This is a genomic window from Streptomyces sp. NPDC056948, assembly GCF_042674225.1.
GTDB lineage: Bacteria > Actinomycetota > Actinomycetes > Streptomycetales > Streptomycetaceae > Streptomyces > Streptomyces purpurascens.
Window position 1 is genome coordinate 1 of the sequence record NZ_JBHUQX010000345.1, and the last position, 10,284, is coordinate 10,284.

Sequence of the window (10,284 nt, forward strand, 5' to 3'; positions counted from 1 at the left end):
GCACACCCCCCTGACCCCCGGCACGTCCCGCCGCGCCGATCCCCTCACTGGAGCTTCCGTGCACCGCAACCACAAGCCCGCCCCCGCGGTCCGCACCGCGCGGCTCGCCTCCCGCGCCCTGCTGGCGACGGCGGCCGCCCTCGTCGGCTGCGAACGCGGTTCGTCGGACGGCGCGGACGAGACCGCGACGGGCCCGAGCGGCTGCCCCGCCGTCCACGCCAGGGCCCAGGACGCCGTCACCCGGGCGGAGCGGACCGAGACCCCCTGGGGCGGCCCCACCGGCGGCCCCGCGGCGGTGTCCGGCAAGACGATCGTCTACGTCGCCCAGACCATGACCAATCCCGGCGTCGCGGGCGCCGCGAAGGGGGTGCGGGAAGCCGCGCGGGTCATCGGATGGGACGTCCGGGTGATCGACGGCGGAGGCACCCCGGCCGGTATCCAGGCGGCCATGAGCGAGGCTGTGGCCCTCAGGCCCGCGGGCATCGTCATCGGCGGGTTCGACCCCGACTCGACGGCATCGCAGGCCGCGCGGGCCAACGCGCAGGGCATCCCGCTCATCGGCTGGCACGCGGTCCCCGAGCCCGGCCCCAGCCGGCAACCCGACCTCTTCACCAACGTCACCACCCGGGTCCAGGACGTGGCCCGCATCAGCGCGCAGTGGATCATCTCCGACTCGGACGGCCGCGCCGGGGTCGTGGTCATCACCGACGCCTCGATCCCCTTCGCCAGGAACAAGTCCGACCTGATCAGGAAGGAACTCGCCGCCTGCTCGGGCGTGAAGCTGCTCTCGGTCGAGAACATCCCGATCCCCGACGCGAGCACCCGCACCCCGCGGGAGATCTCCTCCCTGCTCTCCCGGTTCCAGGACCGCTGGACCCACTCCGTCGCCATCAACGACCTGTACTTCGCCGACGCCGCCCCCGCCTTCCGCGCGGCCGGGGAGAAGGGCTCCGGCCCACCCTTCAACATCGGCGCGGGCGACGGCGATCCCTCGGCCTTCCAGCGCATCAACAGCGAGCAGTACCAGGCCGCCACCGTGCCCGAGCCGCTCACCCTCCAGGGCTGGCAGATCGTCGACGAGTTCAACCGCGCCTTCGCGGGCCACCCGGCCAGCGGGTACACCGCCCCCACCCACATCGCCACGGAAGGCAACAGCGAGGGCGCCACGACCTGGGACCCCTCGGGCTACCAGGAGGCGTACCGGAAGATCTGGGGGAAGTGACGGCCGGTCAGGGTGCCGATCCCTTCACGGAACATGCACGGAACCTCGGGATCCCTTTAACTTTCAAGGGCTAATCTCACCGTCAGTCGAGTGGCCGCCGGGGGTCGATCCGAGCGGGGCCCGTCCGCGGCGGCACTCGCACCCCCCACCAGGCACAGGAGACTCGGTGTGTACGACGGCGACGTAGTGGTGATCGGCGGTGGCTACGCCGGTGTCCGGCTGGCGAAACGGCTGGACGGCCTCGCCCGGGTCACGCTGGTGGACCGCAAGGAGGTCTTCTTCCATCGCGTCGCCTCCCTGCGCGCCGGTGTCCGCCCCGAGTGGACCCACACCCCCTTCATCCCGTACGACCGGCTGCTCGGCAACGGCCGGGTGGTCGCGGGCAAGTGCGTCCGCATCGACACCGCCGAGCGGCAGGTCGTCCTCGCCACCGGCGAGCGGCTGCCCTACGACGTGGTCGTGATCGCCACCGGCGCCGACTACCCCGAGCCGGCCCGCTTCACCGGCACCACCACCGAGGAGGCGGCCAAGTCGTTCGGCGAACACCAGCGCAACGTCGCCACGGCCGAACACGTCCTCGTCGTCGGCGGCGGCCCCGGGGGCGTCGAACTCAGCGCCGAGATCCGCCTCGCCCGCCCCGACGCCCGGGTCACGCTCGCCCACTCCGGGCCGGCGCTCCTCGACTCCACGGGCAGCACCCGGCCGGGACGCAAGGCCCGGGCCTGGCTGGAGTCCCACGATGTCGAGGTACGGCTCGACGCCTTCATGTCCCCCGGCAACGACTTCGGCACCTACCGCGACGCCCGCGGAGCCGTCATCGAGGCCGATCTGTCCTTCTGGGCGACGGGCACCACCCCCAACACCCTCTGGCTCCGCCTGGCCGGACACGGCGACTGGCTCAACAGGGACGGACACGTCAAGGTCGACCGGACGCTGCGCGTCGAGGGGAAGCTCGACGTGTTCGCCGTCGGCGACGTGAACGACGTCAGCGAACTCAAGATCACCCCCGCCGCCCTCGCCCAGGCTGACATCGCCGCCCACAACATCCGTGCCTACCTGCAGAGTTCGGGCAAGCACCGCAAGGAGCCGCGCTTCTACCGGCCGATCCAGCGCACCCCGCTCATCGTGCCGTTCGGCCCGGCCGACGGAGTGACGGTGCTGCCCGTACCCGGCGGCGAATCCGCCGTCCTCGGCAGCCGCACCACCACCCTGGCCAAGGCGAAAACGCTCATGACGCCCTACATGCGCCGTCAACTCGGCTACACGGCCGCCTGATCCGCGGCACGCCCCGCCGCCGATCCGCCCTCGTCACCCCACCCCCGGTCGTTACCCACGAGTTCGTCCTGGGGTAGGGTCCCCACCGTTTCCGGCTACCGGCTGATGGGGTGCCGGTACAGGGCGTGTCGGAGGGGTGGTAAGACGATGGAATCCCAGTGGGGTGACGGCGGATCCGTGGACCTGGACGACACGCGGCTGGAGAACTTGAGTCCCGAACCGCTGCTGACCCGGGACTACGAGACACGTCCCTCGCTCGTGTACGAGCGGCTGCGGAACGAACACGGCCCGGTCGCGCCGGTCGATCTGCTGGGGGTGCCCGCCTGGCTGGTTCTGGGCTACCGCGAGTCGCTCCAGGTGCTCCAGGACAACGACGGCTTCCCGAAGGGGCTGGAGAACTGGCGGGCCCGCTCCGAGGGCAGGGTGCCGGCCGACTGGCCGCTCGGCCCCTCCCTGGAGGTCAACCACATCCTGATCCAGGGCGGCCCCGGCTACCGGCCGCTGCGGTCCGCGTGGGACGTGGCCCTCAAGCCGTTCCAGGACCCGCGCCACCCGCAGGCCAAGCGTCTGAAGGCCGCCGTCACCGCCTACGCCGACGAGCTGATCACCCTGGTGGGACAGGGCGGCAGGACCGGTGTGGCGGACCTGTCGGCGCAGTTTTCCCGGCCGCTGCCGCTGATGGTGGCGAGCCATCTGCTCGGCTTCCCCGGCTCGCAGGGCGACGACGCGCTGATGGACATGTGGCGCGTGCTCGACGCCGGCCCGGACGCCGAGGCCGCGCTGGAGCGCCTGCTCGCGACCCTGGCGGAACTGGCCGCGGGGAAGCTCCAGAAGCCGGGCGACGACTTCCCCTCGTACCTGCTGGCCGCGCACCCGGACCTCTCGCTCGACCATCTCGCCCGCGAACTGTTCATGCTGCTGGGCATGACCTCCGACCACGTCGGCATCCTCATCTCCAACACCGTCGTCGAGGTCATCTCGGGTGAGGGCAGCGTGCGCGCCAGCCTGTCCGCCGGGATGGTCAGGGAGTCCATGAACCGGGTGGTCATGCGCAAGCCGCCCCTGGTGAACTTCGTCCCGCGCTTCGCGGCCGAGGACACCCCGCTCGGCAACTACACGATCCGGGCCGGCGACCCGGTCTGGGTCTCCCCGGGCGCCGCACACGCCGATCCGCTCTTCGCCGACCACGTCGCCTCCGGCACCACCATCAGCACCCGGGCGCATCTGTCCTGGGGAGCCGGCCCGCGGCAGTGCCCGGCTCGGGAACTCGCCTCGACGGTCGCGGCGGCCGGGGTGGGGCGCCTGTTCGAGCGGTTCGACCACCTCGACCTCGCCCTGCCCGCCGACCAACTGCCCTGGCGTTCCTCCCCGTTCATGCGGGGTCTGCGCTCGCTGCCCGTGCGCTACGACCTCGCCTCGGAGCCCGTGCGGCCGGCGGCGGACGACCCCGCGCCGGGGGTGGCGGAGGAGGTCCTGCCGGACCCGTCCGCCCGGCAGCGCTCCTCGCTGTGGCGCTATCTGACCGGCCTCATCCGCGGCGGCCGCTGACGGCGAGGGTCTCACGCCGCAGGCGTGACCTACGGTGGTGTTGCGGGGCGACCCGCGCGTGCCGGGCAGGTACACCTCGATGATCTGCCCGGTTCGCTCACGGCCCCGTCCGGTCGGCACGCCGGCGCTCGACCTCGTCCTCACGGGACAGCGCTGGAACTCCGCGCGGCGGCCCGGGCCTCGACCGCCGCGGCCGGGTCCCAGCCCTTCCCGGGGACGGCCGCGAGCAGCAGCCGGGTGTACGGGTGGGCCGGATCGGTGAGCACCTGCCGGGTCGGGCCCCGCTCGACGATCCGGCCCTGGCGCATCACCAGGACGTCGTCGGTGATGTGCTGCACCACCGCCAGGTCGTGCCCGACGAAGACGAGCGCGACCCCGGTGTCCCGGCGGATCTCGTCGAGCAGCCGCAGGATCTGGGCCTGGATCGACACGTCCAGGGCGGCCACGGCCTCGTCCAGGACCAGCACCCGCGGGCCCGGGGCGAGCGCCCGGGCGATCGCGAGGCGCTGGCGCTGGCCGCCGGAGAGCTGCCGGGGCCGGGCCGCGGCCTCCCGTTCGCCGAGGCCGACCCGGTCGAGGAGGTCCGCGGCCAGGTCCTCGTCCCGGCCGTGCAGGCGCAGCGCGGTGCGCAGGCACCGGTCGGCCGTCAGCCGCGGGTCGAGCGAGACGTACGGGTCCTGGAAGACCATCTGGATCTCCCGGGCGCGGGCCAGCCGGGCCTCCTTCCGCCGGGGCGCGCGCGCCTCCCGCGGGCGTCCGTCGACGCTGACGGTGCCGGCGTCGGGCCGCACCAGACCGACCAGCATCCGGGCCACCGTCGTCTTGCCGGACCCGGACTCCCCGACGATCCCGACCGAGCCGCCCCGGGGCACCCCGAACGACACGTCCTCGGCGGCGGTGAGCCGGCCGCGGCCGGGGAGGGAGTAGGACTTGCGCAGGCCGTCGGCGACCAGCAGAGGGCCGTCGGTCATGTCGTGCTCCTTTCGGCCGAGGCCGCCGCGGTGGCCACGGCGGCCGGTATCCGGCGGCAGGCGGCCGTTCCGCCGTCCGGGAGCTCCGCCGCCGTCGGCCGCCAGGTGCCGCACTCCGGCTCGGCGTCGGGACAGCGAGCGGCGAACGGGCAGCCGGTGAAGACGTCGGACAGGGACGGCGGGCGTCCCGGGATGGGCAGAAGGGTGTGCGAGGTGTCGCCCAAGGTGGGCGAGCAGGAGAGCAGACCGCGGGTGTAGGGATGCGCGGGGTCGGCGAACAGCGCCTCGGCGGTGCGCTCCTCGACGACCCGGCCGGCGTACATGACGTACACGCGGTCGCAGTACGCGGCGGCCAGGTGCAGGTCGTGCGTGATGAACAGCATCCCGGCCCCCTGCTCCGCGCGCAGGGTGCGCAGCAGGGCGAGGATCTCCGCCTGGGTGGTGACGTCGAGCGCGCTGGTGGCCTCGTCGGCGAGCAGCAGCCGGGGCCCGACGGCCAGGGCACCCGCGATGACGACCCGCTGGAGCATGCCGCCGGACAGCTCGTGCGGGCGCTGCCGCAGCCGGCGTTCCGGGTCGGAGAGGCCGACGGCGGCGAGGAGCTCGACGGCCCGGGCACGGTCGGCGCCGCGCTCGCGGAGGAAGTCCCCGATGCGGCGTACGGGGTTGAGGGCGGCGCGCGGATCCTGATGGACCATGGCGACCGTACGGGCCCGGTGCCGGCGCAGGTCCTCGCCGGTGAGGGCGAGGACGTCCGCGTCGCCGGCCCGGACGGTGCCGGAGGCCGTGGCACCGTCCGGCAGCAGGCCGAGGGCGGCCTTCGCCGTGGTCGACTTGCCCGAGCCGGACTCGCCGACCAGGCCGACGACCTCGCCCGGAGCCACGCGCAGGGACACCTCGTCGAGCAGCGGCCGGGCCGCTCCCGGGAGCTGGACCGTGAGGTGGTCGAGGGTGAGCAGCATCAGTTCCGCCCTCCGAGCCGGTCGGCCGCCCAGACGCCGACGACATTGAAGGAGACGACGACCGCGGCGATCGCGGTGCCGGGCACCAGCGCGGGCAGCAGCGCGCCCTGGACGACGGCGGCCTGGCCCTCCTGCACCATCAGACCCCAGTCGGAGCTGGGCGGCTGGGCGCCGAAGCCGAGGTAGGACAGGGTGGCGAGCGACATGAGCGCATCGCCGAACAGCACCACCAGGTAACCGGCCACCGACCGGCCGAGGTTCGGCACCAGGTAGCGCGCGCAGATCCGGGCGCCGCCCATGCCCTGGACGCGGTAGGCGTCGACGTACGGCTTGCGGCACTCGGAGAGGGCCAGCGAGCGCGTGTACTTGGCGACCGTCGGCGTGTAGGCGAGACCGAGGGCCAGGACGGACGTGGTCATGCCGGTGCCGAAGACCGCGATGATCAGGACGGTGAACAGCAGCCCGGGGAAGGCGTACATCACATCGGTCAGCCGGGAGACGAACGCGTCCGTCCAGCCGCCCCGCCAGGCCGCCAGCACACCGAGGGTGACGCCGAGCAGCGCGGCCACCGCGAGGAGGAGCAGCGGGGCGATGAGGCTGGTGCGGGCGCCGTACAGGACCCGGGAGAGGAGGTCCTGGCCCGAGGAGTCGGTGCCCAGGAGGTGGTCGGGGCTCGTGCCGGCGAGCGAGGCGGACAGATCGATGGCGTCGGGGGCGTAGGGCGCCAGCAGCGGGGCCAGCACGGCGGCCAGGACCACCAGGCCCAGGAAACCGCCGGCCACCAGCACACCCACGGGGCGGCGGGGGCGTACGCGGACGGGGGCGAGGGTGAGCGCGGTCATGCGGTACGGGCCTCCTCGCGGACGCGCGGGTCGAGCAGCGGATGGACCAGGTCGACGACGGTGGTGACGACGACATAGCCGGTGACCATGAGCAGCAGTACGGCTTGGGCCACCGGGAAGTCGTGGGTGTTGATCGCGCCGACCAGCAGCGAGCCGATGCCGCTGATGCCGAAGGCGGTCTCGACGACCACCGTCCCGGCGAGCATCCCGGCCATGACCAGGCCGCACATGGTGACGATCGGGCCGAGCGCGTTGCGCAGCACGTGCCGGCGGACGATGTCCCGCTCCGGGATGCCGGAGGCCCGGGCCGCCTCCACGTGGTCGGAGGCGGCGGCGTCCGCCATGGCCTGCCGGGTGACCCGGCTGATGAGCGCGAGCGCGCCGAGGGCCAGCGACAGCGCGGGCAGCGTCAGATGGTGCAGGGTCCCGGCGACGCCGCTGCCGGCGCCCGTCACCGGGAACCAGCCGAGCCGCACGCCGAACAGCGACACGAGGGCGATCGCCGCGACGAACGACGGCACGGACGCGGCGAGCGTCGTCCCGCCGACCACCGCCGAGTCGACCCAGGTGGACTGCCGGATCGCGGCGAGGATGCCGGAGCCCACGCCGAGGACGACGAACAGCACGGTGGCGTAGGCGACCAGTTCGACGGTGGTGGGCAGCCGGGCCGCGATCAGGTCGGCCACCTGGTCGCCGTACTTGAAGGAGCGGCCGAGGTCGAGGTGGGCGCAGTCGGCGAGCCAGCGCCCGTACTGCACGACCAGCGGCTCGTCGAGGTGGTACTGGGCGCGGACGGCCGCGAGCCGCTCGGGGGTGAGCTCGTCGCGACCGCCGGCCAGGAAGACGGCGGGGTCGCCGGGGGCCGCGTAGACGGCCGCGAAGATGACGAAGGAGGCGGCGAGAAGCGTGGCCAGGAAACCGGCCAGGCGCCGTACGATCCGGGCGGCCATGGCGGCTCAGCCCTTCCTCGCGCCGAGGCCGGCCGCCCACGGGTAGTACAGATAGGCCTGGGAGGCGGGCGCCCCGGTCAGTTCACTGCTCAGCACCAGCACCGAGGGCACCTGGGCGACGGGGATCCACACCGCCGCGTCGGTGAACCGCTTCTGTACGTCGATCGCGAGGGCGGCACGCTCGGCGTCGTCCAGCGTGGACAGCGCCTGGTGCACCTTCTTGTCGTAGGCGGCGTCCTTGAAGCCGATCCAGTTGTTGGAGGAGTCGGACAGGCCGTTGTCGTAGAAGCCCATCGGGTCGGACTTGGAGATGTACCAGTCGCCCACCAGGACGTCGATGCCCGCGCGGGCCTGCGGGTCGCTGTAGAACTCCTCGAACTGCGTCGTCGGGACCGTCTTGACGTCGCCCTTGAGCCCGATGCGCTGGAGGGCGGCGCGCAGGGCGTTGGCGACGACGGTGCGGCCCTGGCTTGCGTCGGTGCCGATGACGATCGGGGCAGCCGGTGCGCCGGCCTCCTTCACGAGCTTCTTGGCCTCGGCGATGTCGTCCGCGTCGGGTGAGGCGGGCGAGCCCGCCGCCAGCTCCTGCTGCGCTGCGGCGAACTCCGGCTTCGCGTAGCCCCAGGAGCCGGAGCCGACCGGGCTCGCCCACGGCAGGACCAGGCCGCCGTAGCCGGACTTGGCGATACCGGCGCGGTCCAGGGCGAGGGACACGGCGCGTCGCACGCGCGGGTCCTTCAGGCCGCCGCGTTCGGTGGGGATGAGGTCGAGGGTGGCGGTGGAGGGGCCGTAGTACTGGCTGAGGCCCTTGGCGTCGCGCAGCGCCGAGGCGGTGTTGGGCGACTCGGCGAAGGTGCCGTCGGCGGCGCCGGTCTTCAGCGCGTTGACCAGGGCGCTGTCGGAGGCCCAGCGGAAGACGACCTCCTTGGTCAGCGGCTGCTCGCCCCAGTAGCCGTCGTGGGCGCGGATGGTGATCGAGTCACCGGACTTCCAGCCCGTCAGCTCGTACGGGCCGGAGCAGGCGTCGCCCTGGCCGGGGGTGCCGAAGTCCTTGCCCGCCTGCTCCACCTGCTCCTTGTTCCAGACGATGCCGGCGTCGCCCGCGAGGGCCTTGGTGAACAGCGCGTCGGGCTGCTTGAAGCGGACGGTGATCTCGTCGGCGCCCGTCTTCGTCAGGGCGGAGACGTTGGTGAACTCGTCGCTCTGTTCCATGTCCGGGTCGGCGTGCCGCTTCAGGCTCCACAGGACGTCGTCGGCGGTGAGCTTCGAGCCGTCGTGGAAGGTGACACCCGAGCGGATCTTCAGGACGAGGGTCTTGTCGTCGGGCGTCGTCGCCTTCTCGGCGAGGAAGGGCTTGACGGTCATGTCGGGCTGGAGCTGGTAGAGCCGCTCGCAGACGTTGGTGAGGACGACGCGGCCGGCGCTGGTGCCCTGGCTGTCGAGGTCGAGGGAGTCGGGCTCGTCCTCCAGCAGCCAGTTCACCTTCCGGACCGGGCCCTGGGCGGCGGGCGTGGTCGGTGTGAGCTTCAGCCGCGCGGCGTCGACCGGGCTGCCGCCGGTCGTGGCGGTGTCGGCGCCGCTGCATCCGACGGCGGTGAGGAGACCGGTGACGACCAGGCCGCAGGCCACTGTCCCGCGTGAGTTTCTGTTCATCGGCGTTTCTCTTTCAGATGGTGCGGCGGGCCGCGGAGCCGTCGGGGCCGTCGTAGAGGTTCCAGGGAAGGTGCTGGTAGTCGCGGTCGCAAGGGGTGCCCGCTGTGACGTGGTAGTCGCCGGTGGTCAGGTCCACGCAGGAGGAGACGAGCGTGGCCCAGTGCTCCACGGCGGGCCTGCGGGTGTCGGGGTGTGTGCACAGCGACTCGGGCAGGCCGAGGTGGTCGGAGAGGGCCTGTTTGATCAGCTTGCGGGACTCGTCGGGGCCGGTGGAGCCCCGCAGCGCCCTCAGGCCCTCCTCGGCGCGGGGGACGCGGACCAGCGAGTCGGGGGAGAGGGGACGGTAGTCGGCGGCGATGGCCGCGGGGACGCCGGCCTGGTAGTGGTTGCCGTGCACCAGCAGACCGTCGGTCGGATACATCCAGCCGTAGCTCGCGGGGGTCGTCTCCACGTCGACGGCGAAGCCCTCACGGCAGGTCAGCAGCGCGTTGGAGGCGATATGGGCCCGGGTGCGGCACAGCACGTCGAGGGCGTCGGTGATGGCGTGCTGGTCGAGGACGCTGCGGCGGACGACGGTCTGCGGCAGGCCGACCGCGTCGTCGAAGCGTCCGCCGAGCCCGTTGGCGTTGAGGGCGATCCCGGCGGAGTTCGCGCCCTGGCGGCCGATCTGGCCCGCCTCGACCTGCATGATCAGGGTCGGCGCGGGCGGCTGCACGATCCGCAGCATGACCACGGTGTCGGCGGCCGCGGCCCGCCAGTCCCAGTTCTGGCCCGCCCAGACGTGGCCGTCGCCGCTGGCGGGGCCGTAGGCGGCGAAGGAGGTGCAGCCTTCCGCGGGCTCCTCCTCGACGACAGTGGCGT

Annotated in this window: 9 protein-coding genes; 3 read left to right on the forward strand and 6 right to left on the reverse strand. The window is 73.1% G+C overall.

Features of this window, described 5'->3' with window-relative positions; genetic code table 11:
• Nucleotides 1-58 precede the first annotated feature (58 nt).
• The 3 genes from ACFTZL_RS33415 (at nucleotide 59) to ACFTZL_RS33425 (ending at nucleotide 4,045) form a co-directional block, all read left to right on the forward strand.
• Nucleotides 59-1,222: a substrate-binding domain-containing protein gene (locus ACFTZL_RS33415; protein ID WP_382590566.1), complete on the forward strand. Its 1,164-nt coding sequence runs from the start codon at nucleotides 59-61 to the stop codon at nucleotides 1,220-1,222.
• A gap of 168 nt (nucleotides 1,223-1,390) precedes the next feature.
• Nucleotides 1,391-2,497, forward strand: coding sequence for an NAD(P)/FAD-dependent oxidoreductase (locus ACFTZL_RS33420; protein WP_382590541.1), 1,107 nt, complete (start codon nucleotides 1,391-1,393; stop codon nucleotides 2,495-2,497).
• A 147-nt stretch (nucleotides 2,498-2,644) separates the two neighbouring features.
• Nucleotides 2,645-4,045, forward strand: coding sequence for a cytochrome P450 (locus ACFTZL_RS33425; protein ID WP_382590544.1), 1,401 nt, complete (start codon nucleotides 2,645-2,647; stop codon nucleotides 4,043-4,045).
• Nucleotides 4,046-4,185: 140 nt separating this feature from the next.
• Here the strand turns inward: ACFTZL_RS33425 and ACFTZL_RS33430 are convergent, their stop codons facing one another.
• From ACFTZL_RS33430 to ACFTZL_RS33455, 6 genes are all read right to left on the reverse strand, one after another.
• Nucleotides 4,186-5,016: an ABC transporter ATP-binding protein gene (locus ACFTZL_RS33430; RefSeq protein ID WP_382590547.1), complete on the reverse strand. Its 831-nt coding sequence runs from the start codon at nucleotides 5,014-5,016 to the stop codon at nucleotides 4,186-4,188.
• Nucleotides 5,013-5,978, reverse strand: a complete 966-nt coding sequence (locus tag ACFTZL_RS33435) for an ABC transporter ATP-binding protein (protein ID WP_382590550.1) — start codon at nucleotides 5,976-5,978, stop codon at nucleotides 5,013-5,015. Before ACFTZL_RS33435 ends, ACFTZL_RS33430 begins: the two co-directional genes overlap by 4 nt.
• Nucleotides 5,978-6,820: an ABC transporter permease gene (locus ACFTZL_RS33440; RefSeq protein ID WP_382590554.1), complete on the reverse strand. Its 843-nt coding sequence runs from the start codon at nucleotides 6,818-6,820 to the stop codon at nucleotides 5,978-5,980. Before ACFTZL_RS33440 ends, ACFTZL_RS33435 begins: the two co-directional genes overlap by 1 nt.
• Complete coding sequence (locus tag ACFTZL_RS33445; RefSeq protein WP_382590557.1) at nucleotides 6,817-7,770, reverse strand: ABC transporter permease; 954 nt, start codon at nucleotides 7,768-7,770, stop codon at nucleotides 6,817-6,819. The genes ACFTZL_RS33440 and ACFTZL_RS33445 overlap by 4 nt, the downstream gene beginning before the upstream one ends.
• 6 nt (nucleotides 7,771-7,776) lie before the next feature.
• Entirely contained in the window at nucleotides 7,777-9,423 is a 1,647-nt protein-coding gene (locus ACFTZL_RS33450) for an ABC transporter substrate-binding protein (RefSeq protein WP_382590560.1), read from the reverse strand.
• Between the two features lie 13 nt (nucleotides 9,424-9,436).
• Nucleotides 9,437-10,284 (reverse strand): C45 family autoproteolytic acyltransferase/hydolase (locus tag ACFTZL_RS33455; protein WP_382590563.1); only part of this gene is annotated, 848 nt, incomplete at its 5' end.